The 21,810-nt window shown below is 68.6% G+C and carries 13 protein-coding genes; 7 read left to right on the forward strand and 6 right to left on the reverse strand.

What is annotated here, in order from left to right:
* Nucleotides 1-7,469, forward strand: a 7,469-nt coding sequence (locus tag LZ199_RS45500; RefSeq protein ID WP_254000111.1) for an amino acid adenylation domain-containing protein, incomplete at its 5' end; no start/stop codon positions are given.
* Between the two features lie 28 nt (nt 7,470-7,497).
* Here LZ199_RS45500 and LZ199_RS45505 read toward each other — a convergent pair.
* The 3 genes from LZ199_RS45505 to LZ199_RS45515 are packed head-to-tail and all read right to left on the reverse strand — an operon-like array spanning nt 7,498 to nt 11,658.
* On the reverse strand, nt 7,498-8,280 hold the full coding sequence (locus LZ199_RS45505) for an outer membrane lipoprotein-sorting protein (protein WP_254000112.1): 783 nt from the start codon (nt 8,278-8,280) through the stop codon (nt 7,498-7,500).
* Nucleotides 8,277-9,590 carry an ABC transporter permease gene (locus tag LZ199_RS45510; protein WP_254000113.1) on the reverse strand — a complete coding sequence of 438 codons (1,314 nt, stop codon included), beginning with the start codon at nt 9,588-9,590 and terminating at the stop codon, nt 8,277-8,279. The genes LZ199_RS45505 and LZ199_RS45510 overlap by 4 nt, the downstream gene beginning before the upstream one ends.
* Nucleotides 9,591-9,594: 4 nt before the next feature.
* Nucleotides 9,595-11,658: an FtsX-like permease family protein gene (locus LZ199_RS45515; protein WP_254000114.1), complete on the reverse strand. Its 2,064-nt coding sequence runs from the start codon at nt 11,656-11,658 to the stop codon at nt 9,595-9,597.
* Between the two features lie 186 nt (nt 11,659-11,844).
* On the opposite strand from LZ199_RS45515, the gene LZ199_RS45520 reads away from it, so the two are divergent.
* Nucleotides 11,845-13,332 (forward strand): class I SAM-dependent methyltransferase, encoded by a 1,488-nt coding sequence (locus tag LZ199_RS45520; protein WP_254000115.1) that lies wholly within the window; start codon nt 11,845-11,847, stop codon nt 13,330-13,332.
* Between the two features lie 19 nt (nt 13,333-13,351).
* Here the strand turns inward: LZ199_RS45520 and LZ199_RS45525 are convergent, their stop codons facing one another.
* Genes LZ199_RS45525 through LZ199_RS45535 form a run of 3 tightly spaced genes read right to left on the reverse strand, consistent with a single transcriptional unit; the run spans nt 13,352 to nt 16,813 of the window.
* A complete protein-coding gene (locus LZ199_RS45525; protein WP_254000116.1) occupies nt 13,352-14,824 on the reverse strand; it encodes a methyltransferase family protein in 1,473 nt (490 codons plus the stop codon).
* A gap of 10 nt (nt 14,825-14,834) precedes the next feature.
* Nucleotides 14,835-15,863: an ABC transporter permease gene (locus LZ199_RS45530; RefSeq protein ID WP_254000123.1), complete on the reverse strand. Its 1,029-nt coding sequence runs from the start codon at nt 15,861-15,863 to the stop codon at nt 14,835-14,837.
* Nucleotides 15,863-16,813 carry an ABC transporter ATP-binding protein gene (locus tag LZ199_RS45535; RefSeq protein WP_254000117.1) on the reverse strand — a complete coding sequence of 317 codons (951 nt, stop codon included), beginning with the start codon at nt 16,811-16,813 and terminating at the stop codon, nt 15,863-15,865. Before LZ199_RS45535 ends, LZ199_RS45530 begins: the two co-directional genes overlap by 1 nt.
* Nucleotides 16,814-16,912: 99 nt before the next feature.
* Here LZ199_RS45535 and LZ199_RS45540 point away from each other — a divergent pair, with 99 nt between their 5' ends.
* The 5 genes from LZ199_RS45540 to LZ199_RS45560 all read left to right on the forward strand — a co-directional run bounded on the left by LZ199_RS45540 (nt 16,913) and on the right by LZ199_RS45560 (nt 21,585).
* Nucleotides 16,913-17,734 carry a lysophospholipid acyltransferase family protein gene (locus tag LZ199_RS45540; RefSeq protein ID WP_323390412.1) on the forward strand — a complete coding sequence of 274 codons (822 nt, stop codon included), beginning with the start codon at nt 16,913-16,915 and terminating at the stop codon, nt 17,732-17,734.
* Complete coding sequence (locus LZ199_RS45545; RefSeq protein ID WP_254000119.1) at nt 17,731-18,675, forward strand: SDR family oxidoreductase; 945 nt, start codon at nt 17,731-17,733, stop codon at nt 18,673-18,675. The genes LZ199_RS45540 and LZ199_RS45545 overlap by 4 nt, the downstream gene beginning before the upstream one ends.
* A gap of 74 nt (nt 18,676-18,749) precedes the next feature.
* Nucleotides 18,750-19,196: a very short patch repair endonuclease gene (locus LZ199_RS45550; protein WP_254000120.1), complete on the forward strand. Its 447-nt coding sequence runs from the start codon at nt 18,750-18,752 to the stop codon at nt 19,194-19,196.
* Nucleotides 19,197-19,277: 81 nt separating this feature from the next.
* A complete protein-coding gene (locus LZ199_RS45555; RefSeq protein ID WP_254000121.1) occupies nt 19,278-20,501 on the forward strand; it encodes a DNA cytosine methyltransferase in 1,224 nt (407 codons plus the stop codon).
* 193 nt (nt 20,502-20,694) lie between these two features.
* On the forward strand, nt 20,695-21,585 hold the full coding sequence (locus LZ199_RS45560; protein ID WP_254000122.1) for a GIY-YIG nuclease family protein: 891 nt from the start codon (nt 20,695-20,697) through the stop codon (nt 21,583-21,585).
* The last annotated feature ends 225 nt before the right edge of the window (nt 21,586-21,810 follow it).

Genomic DNA, 21,810 nt, shown 5'->3' on the forward strand with positions numbered 1-21,810 from the left:
TCTCTCCTCCTCGCGGCCCCACCGAAGAGCTCCTCTCCCTTCTCTTCTCCCAGGTCCTCGGCCTCGACTCCGTCTCTCGCGACTCCGACTTCTTCTCCCTCGGTGGCCACTCCCTCTCCGCCACCCGCCTCGTCTCCCGCATCCGTCAGTCCTTCGGCGTCGACCTTCCCCTCGCCTCCTTCTTCGCCTCGCCTTCCATTGCGTCACTCGCGGCGCTCCTCGAATCCCACGCGCTCGCTCGCGTCCCACAGCTCCCGCCTCCGGCGCCCAGGTCTCCCGACGCTCCGCTGCTGCCGACGTTCGCGCAGGAGCGCCTCTGGTTCCTTCACGAGCTGCTCCCCGGTCTGCGCGCGTATCTCATCCCCGAGGCTGTCGAGCTTCGTGGCCCGCTGGACACAGGCGCGCTGGAGTCCGCGCTGCGACTGATGCTGGAGCGACACAGCTCCCTTCGCGCGTACTTCACTCCTGATGGTGACCGGCCCACGCTTCGGCTGGGACCCGTACCGGCGCAGGTGCTCCAGGTCGAAGACGCGCCCTCGTCACTGGACGGTGAGTCGCTTCGTGACTGGGCCCGATTCCAGGAAGAGTCCAGCCGCGCCTTCTCGCTCTCCGAGGGGCCGCTGTACCGCTTCCGCCTGTTCCGACTGGGCGCCGAGCACCATGTGCTGCTGCTCGTGTTGCACCACGTCCTCGTCGACGGACTGTCCCTCGACATCCTCCTGCGCGAGCTGGCCGTGGCCTACTCCGCGCTCCGCCAGCAGCAGGTCCCCGTCCTTGCTCCCGTCGCGCTCACCCAGGCGGATGTCGCGACGTGGCAGCGGCTGCCCTCGGTCCGCGCCCATGAAGAGGCGCACCTCGACTACTGGAAGCGCCAGCTCGCGGGAGCCCCGTCGCTGCTTGCCCTGCCGCTCGACAAGCCGCGCCGCTCGGTCGTCGGAGATGCCGGAGCCGTCAGTCGCATCCAGCGCCTGTCTCCCGCGCTGACCCGCGCCCTGAGCACGCTGTGCCGTCAGCAGCAGGTGACGCCGTTCATGGCGCTGTATGCCGTCTTCGCCACCCTGCTGCACCGCTACTCCGGACAGGAGGAGCTGGTCGTGGGCAGTCCCACCGCGGGCCGTGTCCACCCCGCCACCGAGGACGTCGTCGGCCTGTTCCTCAACACCGTCGTCCTGCGCAGCCACTTCACCCCGGGCCTGACGTTCTCCTCCCTCCTGTCGCAGGTCCGCACCACGTCGCTCGAGGCCTTCTCGCATCAGGCCGCACCGTTCGAGCGGGTCGTCCAGGCGCTTCATGTGGAGCGAGGTTCGGGTCACCTTCCGCTGGTGCAGGTGATGTTCGACATGGGCCGGGCGGTGACGGAGCCGCTCGCCAGCGCCTTCCAGGGGATGACCGCGCGGGAGCTGCACGTCGACAATCACACCAGTCAGCTCGACCTGACGCTCCATGCCACGGAGGTCGCCGACGGCTTCGAGTTCGCCTTCACGTACAGCACTGACTTGTTCGAGCCCGCCACCGCCGAGCGGATGCTCACCCACTACCTCCAGCTCCTCGAAGGCGCGCTCCAGGCTCCGAGTGCCGAAGTCTCGCACCTGCCCCTGCTGACGGATGACGAGCGAGTCTCCGCACTGCGCGGTGGTCGCTCGGCGCCCACGGCTCCTCCCGAGACGTGCGTGCACGAGGACTTCGCGGCCCAGGCCCTGCGCGTCCCGGAGCGCATCGCCCTGTCCTTCGATGGCGGACAGTGGACCTACGGCGAGCTCGCGGCCTGGACTCACAAGGCCGCGCGGAGGCTCGCGGCCCAGGGCGTGGGACAGGAGACGCTGGTGGCCGTCATCGGGCCCAGGGATGAGGCGCTCGTTCGGACCATCCTCGCCGTCCACACCGCCGGCGGCGCGCATCTCCAGTTGGATGCACGGCTGCCTCCCGCGCGCGTGGCGCAGCTTCTCGCGGAGAGCCAGCCGCCGTTCCTCATCGCGTCGGGGACTCAGGACGGCGGACTCACCGAGGCCCTCTCCCTGGTCCCAGAGTCCCTGCGTCCACGGGTGTTGACGCTCGACGGTTTGGAGACACAGAGCGCGGAGCCCCTCATGCGGCGGGCTTCACCGGAGGCGCTCGCGTACGTGCTCTTCACGTCGGGCTCCACGGGTGTGCCCAAGGGCGTGATGGTCCACCACCGGGGCCTGCGCAATCACATCCTCGGCATGGTCGAGGGACTGGGCATCCACGAGGGCGACGTCATCGCCCAGACGGCGTCCCTGAGCTTCGACATCTCCGTGTGGCAGATGCTCGGTGCGTTGACGCTCGGTGCCACCACGCACCTCATCTCCGATGATTCCGCTCGGGAGCCGCAGCGACTCGCCTCGGAGCTCGCTTCGTCCGGAGCCACCGTGGTGGAGCTGGTCCCCTCGGTACTGCATGCGCTGCTGGAGGACACCGCCGCCAGCGCGCCCGCGCTTCCCCGGCTGCGGTGCATGGTCACCATCGGCGAGGCCCTGCCACCCTCCGTGTGCCGTGCCTGGTTCGAGCGCTACCCGAACATCCCACTGGTCAACGCCTACGGCCCCGCCGAGTGCTCCGACACCGCGACGCTCCAAACCCTGGTGGCCCCGCCGCTCGGAACGAGCACGCCCATCGGCCTGCCCAAGCGGGGAATGGAGGTCCACGTGCTGGACGCCTCCATGAACCCCGTGCCTCCGGGTGTCGTGGGTGAACTCTACATCGGTGGCGTCGGCGTGGGCCGAGGCTACCGGCACCGCCCCGAACTCACGGCGGAGCGCTTCGTGCCCCATCCCTTCTCGGAGGAGCCGGGCGCGCGCCTGTATCGCACCGGAGACCTGGGACGCCGCCTGTCCGACGGGCGCCTGGAGTTCCTCGCCCGCGCCGACTTCCAGGTGAAGGTGCGCGGCATGCGCATCGAGCTGGCGGAAGTGGAAGCCGCGCTGGCCGCGCTGCCGTCCGTGCGTGCCTGCGCCGTCACCGCGTGGGAGCGCCGTCCTGGAGACAAGGAGCTGGTGGCCTGGGTGGTGCTCACGGGCACCGAGGCGCCCGCGCAGCTGCGCGAGGCCCTGAGCCAACGGCTGCCGCCCTACATGGTGCCCGCGCGAATCATGCCGCTGACCGCGCTCCCCCTCAGTGCCAACGGGAAGGTGGACCGCAAGGCGCTGGCCCAGAGGCCCCTGCCCCTGTCCGAGGAGGCCGAGGGAGAGCTGCCCCAGGGCGCCACGGAAGAGTACCTGGCGCGGCTCTTCCAGCAGATCCTGGGCGTCGAGCAGGTGTGGCGCGACTCCGACTTTTTCGCCCTCGGCGGTCACTCGCTGAGCGCGACTCGCGTGGTGACTCGCATCCGGCAGGAGCTGGGCGTGCAGTTGCCGTTGAGCACGCTGTTCACCCAGCCCACCGTGGCCGGGCTCGCGCGCGCCATCGCCGGGGCTCCGCGCATCCAGGAGTCGCCGACAGCGCCGACCGTCTCTCCGACAGGTCCGCTACCGGCGGCGCCCGTGCAGGAGCGCCTGTGGTACGCGCTGCAGTTGCCGGACGCGCCTCCGTATGTGCTCAGCCTCGCCATGGTGCTGGACGGTCCGCTGGAGCCTTCCCACCTGGAGGCCGCGCTCGCCGCCGCGCTGGAGCGCAACCACACGCTGCGCTCCGTCTTCCTCCAGGAACGCGAAGCGGTGCTGGTCCGCGTGAATCCGACGCTCGCCTCCGTGCTCACTCAAGTGGACTTGTCACACCTCTCGCCCACCGAGGCGTTCGAGGCGGCGCGCGCGGCGGTGTCACGGCAGGACCACCTGCCCTTCGATGTGGCGCGGGGTCCGCTGTACCGCTTCGAGCTGCTCCGCCTGGATGCGACGGGCACCCGCCATGTCCTTGTGCTCGCCGTGAGCCACCTCGTCTCCGACGGCTTGGGGCTCCACGCGTTCATGGACGAGGTGGCCACCGCCTACCAGGCGGCGCGGGAGCACGTGACGCCCCTGCTTCCACCGGCCCCGCTCCAGTACACCGACGTGGCGCGGTGGCAGCGGAGCGAGGAGGCCCTGCAACGGGAGACAGAGTCGCTCGCGGCGTGGAAGCAGGCGCTGGCGAATGCGCCGCCCGTGTTGGACCTGCCCTTGGACTTCCCGCGCCGGGCACCCGCGCTCAACGCCAACATGCGCCCCGTTCGCGTGGCGTTCTCTCCCGCGCAGGGAGACGCTCTCCGCGAGCTGTCCCGTCGCGAGCGGGTCTCCCCCTTCACGTCCGTGCTGGCGCTCGTCCAGACCTGGCTGCACCGGCTCAGCGGCCAGGGCTCCGTCGTCGTGGCCTCGCCCTTCTCCGGGCGCACCCTGCCGCAGACGGAGCGGATGGTCGGCTACTTCGCCAACGTCCTCCCCCTGTGCACGGACCTGACGGGCAACCCGTCCTTCCGACAGTTGCTCCGACGCGCCCAGGCGGTGGTGGCCCACGCCACGACCCATCAGGACGTCGCCTTCAAGCGAATCTCGGATGCCGTGGTGCCGGAGGGTCCGCGCACCTCTCAAGCCCTGGCGCAGACGTTGGTGATGTTGGATTCGGCGGGCACGCTCCGCATGGACGGTCTCGCGGTGGAGGAGCTGGACGCCCCCGGCGTCATCCCCGCGTATGACGTGGTGGTCAGCCTCGTCGAGGAGACGCATGGCGGGCTGGAGGGACTGCTCGCAGTCGACGGCGCCCTCTTCACGGCGGAGTCCGGCGAGCGCATGGCCCGCTCGTTCGAGCAGTTGGTGGACTCGGCGCTGCGGGTTCCCGACGCACCCCTGTCCCGCCTGTCGCTGCTGTCCGACTTGCAGCGCGCGGAGGTGCTCGCGTCGCTGGACGGAGGGCCGCAGGAGATTCCCACCGGGGCCTGCATCCACACCCTCTTCGAGGCCCAGGTGCCGCGCTCTCCCACGGCCGCCGCCGTGGCACATGGCGCGACGACGTGGAGCTACGCCGAGCTGAATGCCCGCGCCAACCTGCTCGCCCGCGAGTTGGTGAAGCAGGGTCTGCGGCCCGAGGAGCGCGTGGGCGTGATGATGGAGCCCTCCGCGCAGGCCATGGCGGTGCTGCTCGGCATCATGAAGGCGGGCGGCGCCTACGTCCCGCTCGACGCGGGCTGGCCCGACGCGCGCAAGCAGGCGGTGGTGGAGCGGGCGGGAATCCAACGGCTGTGGTTGGACGAAGACGCACGGGCCGCGAACGAGTGGCTCGTGCCCCACGTCGCGGTGCCACGCCAGCCTGAGGCTGTTCCGGAGGACCTGACGCCCGGACCGCGTCGCGTCGCGGACTCCCAGGTGGCGTACATCGTCTTCACCTCCGGCTCCACGGGCGAGCCCAAGGGGGTGATGGTGGAGCACCGCTCGGTGGTGAACCACAACCTGGCCATCGTGAAGCGCTTCGGGCTGCGAGCCGGGGACCGGATGCTCCAGTTCGCGCCGCTCACCTTCGACGCCGCCGCCGAAGACCTCTATCCGCCGCTGGCGGTGGGAGCCACCGTTGTCCTGCGCAACGGGCTGGTCCCCGCGCACGCGATGACGCCGTATCTGGAGGAGACGGACATCACCCTCATCAGCCTGCCTCCCACGTACATCGAGGAGTGGATTCGGCAGATGGAGTCCTCAGGTCAGCGGCTTCCGCGCCGCCTGCGCCTGCTCGCCCCCGGAGGCGACGTCCTCAAGCGGGAGACCTATGACGCGTGGGTGCGCGTGGGCGGTGCTCACGCGCCGTGGGTCAACGTCTACGGCCCCACCGAGTGCACCATCACCTCCGCCACCTGCGACATCCCCGGCGTCGAGGGCCTGGGCACCGAGGCCACCTTCCCCATCGGCCGGCCCATCCCCCGCGTGCGCATCTACCTGTTGGATGACCACCTGGCGCCCGTCATCCCGGGCCAGCCCGGCGGCGTCTTCATCGGTGGGGCGGCGCTCTCGCGAGGCTACCTGGGCGCGCCGCATGCGACGGCGGAGCGCTTCATTCCGGACCCGTTCTCCGAAGCGCCCGGCGCGCGCATGTATCGGACGGGAGACCTGGCGCGGATGCTGCCGGATGGACGCCTGCGCTTCCTCGGCCGCGCGGACCACCAGGTGAAGATTCGCGGCTTCCGCATCGAGCTGTCGGAAATCGAGACCTGCCTGCGACGACACGCGGGAGTCGAAGAAGCAGTCGTCGTCGCGCGGACCGCCGCCGCGGGCGTGCAGTCACTCTGTGCCTATATCCAGGCGCCCACTTCCGTGGAGGCGGATGCCCTGCGCGCGCACGTGGCGGCGCTGCTGCCCGCGTACATGGTGCCCGCGGACTTCGTGGTGATGGAGCAGCTGCCCATCAACGCCAACGGCAAGGTGGACCGTCAGGCCCTCCCGGCTCCCGAGTCGCGTCCGGCCCCCGTCGTGGAGACCTCGGCGTCGGCGCGCATGGAGACGCCGTTCCGCACCACGCTGGAGATGGTGCTCCACCGGCTGTGGCGGGAGGTGCTGGAGAAGCCGGGTGTCGGCGTCGAAGACGACTTCTTCACCATCGGCGGCGACTCCATCCTCGCCATGCGCCTGCTGGCCCGACTGGAAGACGAGCTCGGCATTCCCCTGCCGCTGGCCGTCCTCTTCCAGAACTCCGTCCTCCAGGACTCGGCGGAGGCCATCCAGGAGTACTTCCGCGAGGGGCCCTCGCGCTCCAGCGTCCTTCGACTGGCCAGCCGCGACGTTCCGGCGAGCGCGACGCCGCTGTTCCTCTTCCACGCGGGCGACGGCGAGGTCTACCACTACCGCGAGCTGGTCCCCGTCCTGGAGCCGCACTTCCTCTGCTACGGCATCCAGGCGCCGGAGACGCTGACGCCGGACCAGCCGCTCGGCTCCTTCGACGAGCGCGTGGAGGCCTACGCCCGGGACATCCGCGCCACGCAGCCCCATGGCCCCTACCGGTTGATGGGCTTCTCCTACGGTGGTTATCCGGCCATGGGCGTGGCCGCGCTCCTGGAAGCGCAGGGCGAGCAGGTGGAGCTGCTGGCGGTGGTGGACACCCTCACCTCCGAAGTCATCCAGGCGGAGATGCCCGCGCAACGGCTGGAGTCCGTGCTGGCCATGGCGGATGTGCTGGGCGTGTACGACGCCACCCTGGCGGGCGCACTGGAGGGCATGTCGCTGGAGGCGAAGTGGGAGCACGTGGCCGAGCGCGCCCGCGCCTCGGGGATGGCCTCACCCCACTTCCGGGGCATGGACGTCGCTCGCGCGTGGAAGGTGCTGGGAGAGGTGCTGACGCCGCAGGCCGCGCAGTGGCAGGTCAAGGCGCCGCGCCAGGTGCGCCCCCTCATCATCCGGGGCGCCATGACGCTGGCCGAGTTCCATGACGAGACGTTCGGCTGGGACGCTCACCTGCCCCGGGAGCAGTTGGACCTGGTGACGCTGCCGGGACAGCACTCGGACCTGCTGCGCGAGCCCGGAGTGCGGGAGCTGGCGCGGCTGCTCATCCAGAAGAAGGGATGAGCAGCGAGGGGAAGGACGGCCGTGCGCCTCAGCGCACCCGTCCTTCCAGCCACGTCTTCGTGAACATGTTCGGGTTCAACGCCTTCAGCGTCACGTCGTCGTAGCGCACGGTGAATTGCGAGCCGGAGGCCTCTTCAATCTCCAGCACTTCCTTGTAGGGATAGACGACCTTGCCAGCCAGCGGGTCCTTCATGGGCTGGTAGCTGCGGATGACGTCGGTGCGGAGGACGCGGCCGGAGGGCGCATAGCCGATGCGCTTGACGATGTTGAACGCCGGGTCCACCCAGATGCGCAGCTGCACGTAGGAGACCTGGGCGCCGTCCTTCGAGGTGAGGTGGAGCTTGCGGAAGGAGGTGCCGCTGACGACCTCCTCGCCCTCGTCCTTCACGTCGTAGTTCTCCGCGAGGCGCGAGCGGTCGAAGTCCTCTTCGCAGGAGACGGTGTTGACGATGTTGCCGCGCTGGGTGGTCCGTTGCCACTGGCCCGTCGACGCCTCGTACTCCCAGAGGTTGCGCCCCATGCGCAGGTAGCCGCCACCGGCGAGGTGACGCGGCTTGGTGATGTAGATGAGCAAATCTCTCGACGAGTCGCGCCGGTAGACTTCCAGCTCCATCAGGTTCTCGGTGCCGTCCTTGCGCAGCTCGCGCAGCCGCACCGTGCCCTTGTAGTCGCTCTGGAAGGCCATGCGGTCGTCGATGAGGCGCAGCACCTCTTCGCCCGAGGGCTTCGCCACCTTGTCGGCGCTGGCCAGGGTGGGAGACAGCAACAGGGTGAGCAGCGTGAGGAAGCGGCGGGCAGGCACCAGGTTCACAGCGACTCCATGGCGGAACGAGGGGACAACCAGGCGGCGCGCAGCGAGGGGACCACCACCGCGAGCACCGCACAACACGTGACGAGCACCACGGCGACCACCGCCGAACCCACGCTCGGCTCCAGCGGCAGGTGGGTGCTGAAGAACAAGTCGATGAGCGGCTCCGGCAGGGGGACGCGGCCATGCAGCAGCGTGCCGAGCCCCAGCGCGACGACGGCGCCCGTCACCGCGCCCACGAAGCCCAGGAGCAACCCCTCCAGCATGAAGAGCACCGCCACCCGGGGGCGCTGCATGCCCATGGCGCGCAGCGTCCCAATCTCCCGGGTCCGCTCCCGCACGGCGACACTCTGCGCCATGAAGATGCCCACCAGGACGACGCCCAGCACCACCAGGCCCAGCAGCACCGTCAGCGCGCCCAGCCCGTCCGTGACGAAGCTGAGGAACGCGGACTCGTCCTGCCACGTGGAGACGTCCAGTCGCTGGCCGCGCCAGCCCTCGCGCAACATGGGAGAGAGCTTGTCGCCGTAGGCCTCGTGCAGGGCCGGGAGCACCTCGAAGCCCGCGGTGCGCAGGGCCTCGCGCCAGGAGTCCCCCAGCGCATCCACGTCCAACATCCCCGTGCTTCCCGAGGCACAGGCGAGCTGGAGCACTCCCGCGGCGCCGGGGCGGTAGCCCTCCAGCTCGCGCAGCGTGTCGTTGGAGACGAGGATGCCCGAGGAGCCTCCGAGCAGGCCCGCCCGCTCCATGATGGCCACCACCTCCACGTCCAGCGCGTTGCGGCGCAGCGTGCCCACCGACTCCGCGAAGAGCGTGGCCACGTCGCCCATGCCCACCTGGAGTCGCTCGGCCATCGTCGTGGAGAGCACCACCGTCCGGGGCCGCGACAGGGCCGAAAGGCTCCCTTCCTTCATGCGCAGCGTGCTGAGCGCGCCCTGCTCCGCGGCGACGTCCAACGACACGAGATAGGACGAGAAGCGGCGCCGGGAGAAGCCCACGGTGGCGCGGCCGCGTCCCCGCTCGCGCAGGTGACAGTCCGCCGGCACGAGCGGCGCCACCACCTCACGCACCGGGCCCGCGCTGCCCATCACCGGAGAGATGCTGTCGGGGTGGACCTTGAAGTAGCCACCGACGTTGAGCTCGCCGCTCAGGAACGTGGTGATGGCCTCGCGGTGCGCGGAGGCGACTCCCGCCGTCAGGGCCATCGACAGCACCAGCACGCCGCTGGCCGCCGCCACCACGGAGAACAACAGCAGCATGCGCTCGCGGTGGGCGAAGAGGTTGCGCAATGCCATCTGGAACAGGACGGGCATGGCGTCAGTCCTCCCTCTTCAGCATCGCCACGGCGGGAGAGACGGAGCTGCCTCGCCACGCGGGCACCAGCGCCGCGGCCACCACGACGACGACGACTCCGAGGCCCACGGCCAGCACGTTGCCGGTGGACAGGTGCGGCCTGAGCACGGTGCCACCCATGTAGAACTGGAGCGACTCGTCGTGGATGCCGACCCCGTCTCCCACCAGGAGCTTCAAGAGCAGCGCCCCCAGTCCCAGCCCCAGGCCCGCGCCGGTGATTCCCAGCACCAGCCCCTCCACCAACAACGTCTGGAAGACCTCCCGCCGCTGCATTCCCACCGCGCGCATCGTCCCCACCTCACCCACCCGCTCCCGAGCCAGCAGCAGCAGCGTGCTCGCGGACACGAGCACGACGAAGAACGACATCAGCACGGCGATGGCCACGAGGACGACCTGGGCGATGCCCACCACGCCCGCGAGCATCCCTCCCGCCACGGACCAGTCCACCGTGGCGATGGGGAGCCCCGCCTCGGCGGCCAGCGCGTCGATGCTCGCGGCGACGAGCTCCGGCTTCGCGTCGGGGGAGAGGACGAGCGCGGCCTGGAGCACGCTGCCGCCCCGCTGCTCCGCCTGCGTGAAGGTCTCCGGCCACGCGGGACCTCTCTTCTCGGACGGCGCCTCCGGGACGACCGCCTCCACGTTGGCGACAGGCTCTTCCACGAGGATGGCGGGCTGGAGCGCCATGTCCACGGGCTGAAGGGGCTTGGCCAGACCGAGCGCCTCCACGTCCCTGCGGACCTCGTCCACCTCCGCCTGGGTGCGCCGGCCGGACAGGTAGCGCGCGGTGACCAGGTCCACCATCCCGAGCGTGTTGACGCGGCTGGAGTCACCTCCGAGCCCGGCGAAGCGGAAGGTGCCCCAGACCTTCACCGGCACACCGATGCGACCCAGCGAGCCGAAGGCGCTCATCATCACCAGCGTGTCCCCGGGGCGCACGCGGTACAGCGGCAGCAAGGGCGCGAGCTCCCCCTGGAACTGAGCGAAGCGCGTGTCGAAGTTGGCGTCGTCCAGCGTGAGGAACTCGCGCAGCAGCGGCTCCACTTCACCGGTGTGGCCCAGCAGCTTCGCGAGCACCTCCACCAGCTTGACGGAGCGCTCCGCGTCGAGCCGCGCCAGGAGGTCCGGCAGCTCCGCGAGGCAGCGCGCCGCCCGCGTGCGCAGCGACTCGTCCGCGGCGAAGGTGGACCCGCGCTGCCGTTCCACCTGGAGTTCGTCGAGCAGCGCCGCGACGGGCAGCTTGAAGTTCTGCTCGTAGAGCCCCTGCCCCAGCAGCAACCCACGCTGTCCCGGCGGCGGCAGGCTGCCACTGACGAGCTCGAAGCGGGGAAAGGCGCGGGGGAACTGCTCCAGGTCCGAGGCCAGGAACTCCACGTCGATGGACTCGCCCTCGCCCACCTGCCGGGCGACGCGGTTCTCCAGGTACTCCAGCGCCTGCAGGGGCTCCGCCCGGAAGCGCGTCCAGAACTCCGGGGTGCCCACCTCGTCGAGCGCGCGCCGGTCCTCGCGGGCCTCGTCCTCCTTCAGGAAGGCGAAGGCCTCCGTGCGCCGGCCGTCATCCTTGACGACGTCCCGGAGGGTGCGCTCCAGGTCCGTGGCCAGCCGCTCCAGCCGTGCGTCACGCGACGCGGACGGAGGCTCGCGGGCGACCGAGCGGGCCGCGGCCAGCTTCTCGTCGAGGTAGTTGCCGCGAAACACCCAGCCCCAGCCCACCTCCAGCGGCACCACTTCCTGAACGCCCTCCACCGCCTTCAGCTTCGCCTCGATGGCGGGAAAGTCCGGCAGGGGCTGGAGCTCCGATGCGCCGCCATGGTCCAGCACCACCGTGGGGACGCCCTCGGACTTGGAGTGATAGAGCTGCAGGTGCCCGGTGCCGCTCTCGATGAGGCTGCGCCGCGTGCCATCCGAGACGCCCTCCAGGAAGGCGACACCCAGGGTGAGCAGCAGCGCACTCCCAGCGGCCAGAAACCCCACAATCCAGCTTCGAGGCCGGCTCCGGACGCTCTGGAGCGCCAACGACGCGAATGTCACCAAGGGCTCCTCGCACTGCGTTGACGGCGGCGAACACACCAGGGACTGGCGGGCGCGCTCGACATTCATCCGGGGAGTCAGGACGATAGAGAAGCAGCCTGGGACGAGCAAGCCACCTGCCTCACGGTTGCGAGTCCCGAGCCTCGCGGATGAAGCTACCCCCCCCCACCGCATTGGAGAGCCTGAATGACGGCGTCATCGAGCCCCTCACTCGCGCAGTCACTGCATGTCTGGGCCCGTAATGCCTCCAATGAATCAGCCCTGCTGAGGACCGCGCTGCGCGTCGGGCTCTTCGACGCACTGCCCCTTGAAGGCACGGCGGCGCCAGTCTCCCTCGACGCGCTGGCCCGAAAGCTGGGCACCTCCGCGCGTGGCACCCGCTCGCTGCTGGAGCTGCTGGTGTGCCTGGGCTTCGCGCGCATGGATGACGCGAACGGCTTCTCGCTGGCGGCCTCCACCTCGGCGTTCCTGGCCGACGCCGGCTTTCGCGCACGGCTCCAGGCCGAGCTGCCTTGGTGGGAGCCCATGGGCCTGCTCGACGAGGCCATCAAGCGGGGTGAGCCCGTGGAGCATGCGGGCGCTCGCTGGGACGTGCTCCAGCACTACCGGGAGCTGTTCCTGGACCCGCAACCCAGCTCGGCCACGCCTGGGGCGGAGGACTTCTTCGACCGCTTCGCCCGGGGCGCGGCGCGCACGCAGTTGCTCGTCACGGCGGGTCGGCTGGGCGTGCTGGAGCTGCTCGCCACCTCCCCTCGTTCGCTGACGGAGCTGGGCGCGGCCACGTACCTGAGCACCACGGGCCTGCGCGTGCTGGTGGAGGTGTTGGCGAAGCTGGGGCTCGTGCAGGAAGAAAGCGGAGCCTGGAAGCCCTCGGAGGAGGCCCGGCCCATCCTGGAGGGCAAGGCGCTGGCGTACCTGGTCCGCGCGCTCTCCGTGTCCGCGCGGTACTGGGAGGCGCTGGGGCGGCTGGAGGAGACGGTGCGCACGGAGCGCTTCATCCTCGACCTGAAGGACCCGGAGACGAGCCGGCTCTTCTACGCGGACAACTCGCAGCAGATCACCGCGGTGTTCGCCTCGCACTTCCAGCTCAGCCGCAAGGCCGCCGAGACGCTGGCCCAGGTCCGAGCGATGGACGGGGCGCAGGTGCTGGATATCGGCACGGGCTCGGGCGTGTGGGGCGCTGCCTTCGCGCGGGTGACGCCGACGTCGCGCGTCACCTACTTCGACCAGGCGGTGGTGCTGGAGCAGGTGCGCTCCAACCTGGAGCGCCTCAAGGTCGCGGACCGGGCGCGCTTCTGGCCGGGAGACTTGTTCACCCACGACTTCGGCACCCAGGCCTTCGACGTCATCATCCTGCCCCAGGTGCTCAACGTGCTGCGGCCGGAGACGCTGCCGGACCTGTTCGCCCGCGTGGCTCGCGCCCTGAAGCCGGACGGCGTGCTGCTCATCGCGGAGTACGTGCTGAACGAGCGCCGGGATGGGCCCCTGGAGCACCTCTACTTCGGGCTGCGGCGCTTCATGACCAACGAAGGCGACCTGCTGTCCGCCTCCGAGTACGCCAGCCTCCTGAAGGACGTGGGGCTGACGAGCACCGTCTGCATCCCCCTGCCCACCCAGGAGATGATTCTCGCCTCGCGCGAGGGCGTGACGCTACCCACCCGCCTCGCGGCCTGAGCGCGCGAGGCTTTTGGACTCAAGCGGCCGGCGTGGCGGCGTCGGCCCAGGCGACGTCTCCCCGGTGGGCGACGACGACCTGTTGGATGGGCATCTCGAAGCCGCGCGCGGACGTCAGGCCCACCGGCGTCAGGAGCGCGCGGAACTCCGGCATCGACAGCACGTCGCCCTCGTTCGACACGTACCGCCGCAGCGCGAAGTAGAGCGCGTCCAGCGGACCGTCGCGGCGGTCCGTCAGCAGATAGCCGGAGATGAGCAGCAGCCCTCGGGGCCGCAGCGCGCGCGCCAGCTTCGCGAAGAAGCCGGGCAGCGCCTCGGGTGGCAGCGCGGGGATGATTTGCGGCAGCAGGATGACGTCGTACTCGGCCTCGCCGTACTCCACCGAGAGGCAGTCGCCCTCCCACAGCCGCGAGCGCCCCTCCAGCTTCAGCTTCGTCAGGTGCGGGCGCACGGAGCTCAGCACGTGTGGCGAGTCCAGATAGGTGACATGGGTGGTCGGGTCCGCCAGCCCGAAGGCCGCGCCCCACACGCCCGAGCCCGTGCCCACGTCCAGCACCTTCGCCCCTGAGAGCGAGCGCAGCGAGGCCGCCAGCTCCGCCGCCTTGCGACTCAACCGGAGATGAGAGGCGAAGATGCTGGAGATGCGCGAGGCGTTCTCCTGGTAGATGCGGCGCGCTGTCTCCGGGTCCCTCAAGTCCAAACGGAATGTGTGCTCACGCACCGCCTCGTCCAGGTGCCCGAAGGCCTCCCAGTAGGCCATGGTGGCAGGCAGCGCTCGCTGGAAGTACGGCAGGCTGGTGGCATCGAGCATCCGCGCCGCCGCCTCGGTGAAGGACCAACTCCCCGCGTCCTCGCGTGAGATGCCCATCTTCGCGAGCACGCCGAGCAACACGTCCAGCCCTTCCGGCTTCGCGTCCACTGCGCTCGCGAGCGCCGCTGTCGACGTGGCTCCCGCAACCAGTCGCTCCAGCACGCCAAGCTCCGCGGCCGTCACCAGCGCCTGGGTGCGCGCGAAGTTGCGCGCGTAGCGGTCGAAGAAGTCCTCTGCCTCCGCGCTGGGGCACCGTGGCGAGGGCTCGAGGAAGAGTGAGCGGTACCACCCCAGTACGTCCCGCCCCTCCGCCGGCGCTCCCGTGCGCACGGCCCGAGGCAGCAGCGCCACCGCGTGCCACCACTCGCGGACCTCGCGCAGGCGGGCGGTGAAGGCGTCATCCGACAGGAACGCCGCGGTGGCCTCCGCGAGCAGATAGCCCCGCCCCTCTTCCAGCTTCACGAAGCCGAGGGCGACGAGCGGCTCGATGACGGAGCGGACGCCCCGCGCGTTGGAACCCAGCTGCTGGGCCAGGGCCTCCAGCGTCACGGGCCGGGCACCCGGGCCCGACGGAAGCTTTCCCAGCAGGCCGAGCGAGAAGGCGGCCTGGAGCGCCGCGGACTCGTTGCTCGCGTCGCGCCCCAGGAAGTTGAGCTGTTGGACGAAGTTGGACTCGGACACGGGCACTCCTTCAAACCCAGCGGAACCAGCGGAGGGTCGCCACCATGGGGAGAATGGTCCAGACAGCGAGCACCGCCAAGGGTGCTCCCAGCGTCAGCACCGACGTGCCCTCCAGCATGATGGAGCGCAGTGAGTCATTGAGCGCTGTCAGCGGCAGCACGCGGATGAACGGCTGCATCCAGCCGGGGAAGTTCTCCGACGCGAAGAAGACGCCGGACAGGAACATCATCGGCATGGAGACGAGGTTGACGAGTCCTCCCACCGACTCCTCGCTGCGCGCCCGGATGGACACGAGCAGCGCCAGGGAGGCGAAGCACATCGCCCCCAGCAGCCCCACCCCGAGCAGGGCGAGGTAGTTGCCGAACATGGGCACGTCGAACAACCAGCGGGCGAAGGCGCAGAAGAAGGCGACCTCCAGCGCGGCGAAGACGGTGCGCGCCAGGAGGAAGGCGAGGAAGAAGTGCGCGCGGGACATGGGCGTGCCCGCCAGACGCTTGAGCAGCTTTCCACCGCGCATCGCCACCAGCGGGAGGGCCAGGGCCCACAGGCTGGAGGACATCAACGACATGCCCAGCAACCCGGGGATGAGGAAGTCGACGTAGCGGTTGCCCGGCTCCGACACGGGCGTGGCCTTCACCGCCTCCAGTCGAGGCATGTCCGGCGTGGCGGCCAGGGCCTGCGAGACGAGCAGCCGCGCGGTGCGCCCCTCGGGCTGGCTGGGGTCCACCAGCGCCTCGGGATTCGGGCTTCCGGGCAGCAACACCAGGGACACCCGCCCTCGCGCCAGTTGGCGTCGCGCCTCGGTGACGTCCAGGGTGCGCGCCTCCAATTCCGGCACGCCCTGCAGTCGGGCCAGCAGCGCGGGAGCTTCCGGACCGTCCGCGACGGCGACGCGCACGGGCTCCAGCGCGCTGTTGCGGAAGGCGAGTCCCAGCACCAGCGTGGTGGCGACGGGGAAGACGAACGTCCAGAAGAGCACCTCGGGCTGGCGCCACAACACGCGCAGCCGCATGAGCATCAACTGTCCCAGCGAGCCCATCACGCCGCCTTCTCCTCTGCGCCCTCGCGCAGCGAGCGTCCCGTCAAGCCGATGAAGACATCATCCAGCGTGGGCCGGCGCGTGGACAGATGACGCAGCCGGCCACCCGCCTCCTCCACCTCGCGCAGCACCGAGGGCAGGGCCACGTGCAGCTCCTTCACCCGCAGGGTGACGCGGTCCGCGTGGCGCTGCGCGGACACCACCGCGGGCAGCGGGCGCAGCCGCTCCAAATCCAGCGCGGGCTCCGCCTCCAGCTCGATGACCTGCTCGACGCCCAGCGAGGCGACGATGTCCTGGGGCGTCCCCCGGCTCATCACCCGCCCCCGGTCGATGATGACCAGCCGGTCGCAGAGCACCTCGGCCTCGTCCATGTAATGCGTGGTCAGCACCACGGTGCGCCCGCGCGACTTGAGCTCCGCCACCACGTCCCAGAGGGCCCGGCGCGACTGGGGGTCCAACCCCGTCGTCGGCTCATCGAGGAACAAGAGGTCCGGGTCTCCGGCCAGCCCCAGCGCCAGGGCCAATCGCTGTCGCTGCCCACCCGACAGCTTTCCCACTCGCGCCTGCCGCTTCTCGCCGAGCTGCACCATTCCAATGAGTTCCTCGATGGGCAGGGAGCGAGGATAGAAGGACGCGAACATGCGCACCGTCTCCTCGACGGTGAGCTGGTCGACGAGGCGCGTCTCCTGGAGCGTCAGGCCGATGCGCTGGCGCAGCTTCGTGGCGTCCTTCTTCCAGTCCAGGCCGAGCAGCCGCACATGGCCGGAGGTGGGCTCCTGGAGGCCCTCGAGAATCTCGACGGTGGTCGTCTTGCCGGCGCCGTTGGGGCCGAGCAGCCCCATGCACTCGCCGCGTCGGATTTCCAGGTCGATGCCGTCCACGGCCACGACGTCACCGAAGCGCTTGACCAGGCCCTTCACCTCGATGGCGAGTTCGTCTGGGGGAGTCATGAGGGGATGGGGTCAGTATGGCCCAAGGTGGGGCTGGCACCCAATGCACACGCGGTGGAAAGCGGCGGGCCGCGGCGGGGAATGCTAGGTTGCCGCGCCGTGGCCCTGAGCGACGGATTGGATGCGCGGGTTGACCGGCTGGAGCTGCCGTTCAACGAGTATGGCGTGGACCCGTACGGAATCTCCCGGAAGCACGTGAGGGACGCCCTGCGCCTCTTCGGGCTCATCTACCGGTACTACTTCCGGGTGCGCTGCCACGGCATCCACCACATTCCCCAGCGAGGCCGGGGGATGCTGGTGGGCAACCACTCGGGCGGCGTGGCGGTGGACGGCGCCATGGTGCTGACCTCCACCATGCTGGAGATGGACCCTCCCCGGCTGGCGCAGGGCATGGTGGAGCGCTTCCTCCACAAGTTCCCGGTGTCCTCGCTGTGGGCCAGTCGCACGGGACAGTTCACGGGGTTGCCGGAGCATGCGCGGCGGCTGTTGGAGGACGACCGGCTGCTGATGATCTTCCCGGAGGGCGCGCGGGGGACGGCCAAGCTCTTTCCGGACCGGTACTCGCTGGTGGACTTCGGGACGGGGTTCATCCGGCTGGCGCTGCAGACGCGCTCGCCCATCATCCCGTTCGCGTTCCTGGGGGGAGGCTCGGCGATTCCCACGGTGTTCAATGCCTATACGCTGGGCAAGTTGCTGGGGGTGCCGTACGTACCCCTGACGCCGTACCTGTTGCCGCTGCCCCTGCCGGTGCAGCTGGAAATCCATTACGGCGAGCCGCTCGTCTTCCAAGGCACGGGGGATGAAGACGACCACGTCATCGAGGGATATGTGGCGAAGGTGAAGGAGCGCATCGCGGGGCTCATCGAGCTTGGCCGGGCGGGGCGACAGGACCGCGGGCTGGCGAGGAAGCTGTTGCCATGAGGGTGCTCATCCCAGGGATTGCGGGCGGCATCGCGCGGAAGCTGGCGCTGCGGCTGAAGACGGCGGGGCACGACGTGGCGGGGGTGGACATCCGCCCGTGGGAGAACGCGCGCGAGGCGGGCATCGAGGTGTTCCGGGGCGACGTGCGCAAGCGCGTGGCGGAGGACGTGTTCCGGCGCTGGAAGCCGGAGGCGGTGGTGCACATGGCCACGGTGACGGCGTTCACGGTGCCTGGCGCGGAGCGGGGTCGCATCAACCTGGACGGCACCAAGGCGGTGTTCGACCACTGCGCGGCGCATGGCGTGAAGCAGGTGCTCTTCGTGGGGCGGCACACGTTCTACGGGGCGGCGCCGGACTCGCCGCTGTACCACTCCGAGGACGAGCCGCCGCGCGCGCTGGAGGCGATTCCGGAGCTGGCGGACCTGGTGGCCGCGGACCTGTATGCGGCGATGGCGCTGTGGCGATTGCCGGAGATGACCACGGCGGTGTTGCGGTTGCCGTACACGCTGGGGGCGCCGGGCACGGGGACGCTGGCGTCGTTCCTGAAGGGACGGCGGGTGCCGCTGGTGCTCGGGTATGACCCGCTGTTCCACGTGTTGCAGGAAGAGGACGTGGTGACGGCGTTGCAGTTGGCGTTGGAGAAGAAGGTGCGAGGCATCTTCAACGTGGCGGGGCCGTCGCCGATTCCGTTGTCCGTCATCGTGCGGGAGACGGGGCGGATGGGGATTCCGCTGCCGTCACAGGTGCTGTCGCTCCTGCTGGGGCGAGCGGGGTTCCCTCGGCTCTCGGTGGGGGCACTGGACCACCTGCGCTATCCCATCGTCGTGGACAACCGGCGCTTCCTGGAGGCCACCGGGTTTGAGTTCCAGCACAGCGTCGCGGACATGCTGCGCATCTACCGCGAGTCAGCTCCGGTGCCGACGTCGGCGGGGTGGCTCTAAGCGGGGCGTAAACCAGGCCACACTGCGGTTCCCACGGGGTGACCAGCCCTTCGCTTTCATGGTTCGGTCCGTGCATGGACACGCTGACGCCCAAGGAACGCAGCGAGCGGATGGCGCGGGTACGCCACAAGGACACGAAGCCGGAAGTGCGCATCCGGCGAATCATCTCGGAGATGGGTTATCGGTACAGGCTGCAGTACAAGAAAGTCCCAGGGCGGCCCGACCTCGCGTTCCCCGGACGGCGCAAGGCCATCTTCGTCCACGGATGCTTCTGGCACCGGCATCCCGACCCGACCTGTCCCCTGGCTCGCATGCCGAAATCCCGTCTCGACTTCTGGATGCCCAAGCTGGAAGGGAACCGAGCAAGGGACCTGCGCAAACTTGATGAACTCCAAAAGATGGGGTGGGCTGCGCTCGTCATCTGGGAGTGCCAGCTTCGGAATGAAGAAGTACTCAGAGCGAACATCCGTGACTTCCTCGGAGCACCTCCCCAACCTGGCGACAAGCCGACCGCGAACTGAGTCCTCGACAACCGCGATGCCGCTGTCGACCACAAGCCTCTTGAACTTTCGCGTCACTCTCGTCATGGAGCATCGTTCATCATGAACTCCATCGAGCTGTTCACGGGGGCAGGTGGATTGGCCCTGGGCACGCACCACGCGGGATTCCGCCACCGTGGCCTTGTCGAATGGGATGAGGACGCCTGCGACACCCTGCGACAGAACGCGAAGGCCAACTCCGTTCCGGGCATCCAGGATTGGAGAATCCACCACACCGACATCCGGCTCCTCTCGTTCGACATGTTCGGGAACGGGGATGTGGACCTCGTGGCGGGTGGAGCCCCCTGCCAGCCCTTCAGCTTGGGCGGCAAGCACCGTGCGCAGGACGACGCTCGCAATATGTTCCCCGAGTTTGTTCGTGCGGTGCGTGAGCTCCAGCCACGCGCCTTCATCCTGGAGAATGTGAAGGGGCTCCTCCGAGCGAGCTTTCAGAACTATTTCGAGTACATCAAGCTGCACCTCACCTATCCGACCGTCACGAAGAAGCGGACCGAGGACTGGCCTGTGCATCAGGCTCGGCTCGAGGACGTCCACACGCGAGGACGGTTTCAAGGTGTCAAATACAACGTCGTTGCCCAGCTCCTTAACTCCGCCAACTACGGAGTTCCTCAGCAGCGGGAGCGCGTTTTCATCGTGGGATTCCGCGCGGACACGGGCCTGGAGTGGCACTTTCCCGAGCCGACCCATAGCGAAGACGCACTCATCTGGGACAAGCACGTCACCGGCGAGTACTGGAAGCGCCATGGCGTACGCGCTCCACTTTCGGGGAAGCCGTTCGCGCTCAGCAGTGTGCGCATGCGCGACCTGGAGAACGGCCCTCCCCTCAGAACGAAACCCTGGATGACCATCCGCGACGCCATCGCGGGCATGCCCGAGCCACGCGTGGACCGAGATGCGAAGGGGTTCGCGAACCACAAGCTCATGCCAGGCGCCAAGGTCTACCCAGGTCACACGGGGAGCCCGCTCGACATGCCGTCCAAGACGCTCAAGGCGGGGGTCCACGGCGTGCCCGGCGGCGAGAACATGATCGCCTTCGAGGATGGCTCCGTGCGCTATCTCACCGTCCGGGAAGCGGCGCGGATCCAGACGTTTCCAGATAGCTGGCGATTTGAAGGCGCTTGGTCCGAGGTCATGCGGCAACTTGGGAACGCGGTCCCCGTGGGATTGGCCGCGGTGGTGGCACGCAGCGTCGCCTCCAAACTCAATTCCGCGGAGAGCAAAGAGCCCTCACTGACGGACGATCAACGTGCCGCACCAGCACACTGACAAGGTGAGCTGAACTCGACGCGCGATACAGGCACGAGGAAGTTGTCGGCAAGGCGAATCAGGAATGTCATTGGAGATTTGCCGCCTCAACCGTCCAGCACCAACATGGTCCTCGGCTCGCTCCTAAACCCAGCCAAGGCACTGAATCCGCGGAATCAGAGAATTTCAAAACCGGGAGTGCTAGAATTTCCGCGTGTCCTCCTCAAAGCCCACGTTCTTCGCCACGGACTTCAAGCTCAGCATCACCAAGGCACTCGCCGACCAGCTCGCCGAAAAGCTGGACATCAACGACGGTCCCTTACGAAGAGCGCCGCTCACGAAAGAGAATATCGACAGCCTTGAGCCACGCCCTGGCGTGTACCTGCTGTTCCACAATGGCCAACGCGTCTACGTTGGGAAAGCACAGAAATCGCTGCCCAGCCGGCTTCTGAACCATCGAAAGAAGCTAAGTGGCCGAAAGAATATCTCCCTCGAGGAGATCAGCTTTATCTGTCTCTATGTAGACGAGGATCTCGACGCCGCCGCACCTGAGCGGCTCCTGATCAAGAAGTATCGACAAACAGGCGAATCAGCGGCCAACGGGGTTCCCTGGAATACGAACGGCTTTGGGAACAAGGACCCAGGAAAGAATCGCGATACGAGCGAAGTCGCTTCAAACCATTTTGACGCGCAATATCCAATCAATCTGGCATTCAGGGTACAGGGGCTCGAACTGGGGGACACGACTCTCGCCGAGTATCTCTCCCAGCTAAAAACCAACCTTCCCTACAATCTGCGCTTCGAAAAGAAGGGCTCCGCGAAACAGGCATACAAGGCGAGAGTACACGTTACTCAAACCATGCCAACCGCCCAAGAGGCAATTGACCTCGCGATCCAGGCACTACCTGAGCAGTGGCAAGTAACAGCGCTTCCCGGCTACCTCATTCTCTACCCCAATCCCAAACAAATATCTTATCCAAGCGCGACATTTCGTTGGATTCGAACGCGAGAGGGAGTGGACGCCCAAAGCCAAGAGATGAAACTTGCCCCTGTCGCCGAATTCGATGAGCGCGAGACCGACCCACTCGACGAAGATATCGACTGAAGAGCCCCATACTCCGAGCGGCTCTCAAATCAATACCTACCTCAGGGGAGTCGTATCCGACCCCTTTTCACGGGTTGTGCGCCATTGAATGGAGGCCCCTAGTACTACCCGGTCACTTGAATCCAGGTAGCGGTCATGATCTACGGTCGGGATGACACCCGCACATCTGCGCAAGCTGGATGAGGCGCTGAGCGCCTACCTCGATGAGATGGTGGTCGGCATGGG

Source organism: Myxococcus qinghaiensis, assembly GCF_024198215.1.
In the GTDB taxonomy this organism is placed as follows: Bacteria; Myxococcota; Myxococcia; order Myxococcales; family Myxococcaceae; genus Myxococcus; species Myxococcus qinghaiensis.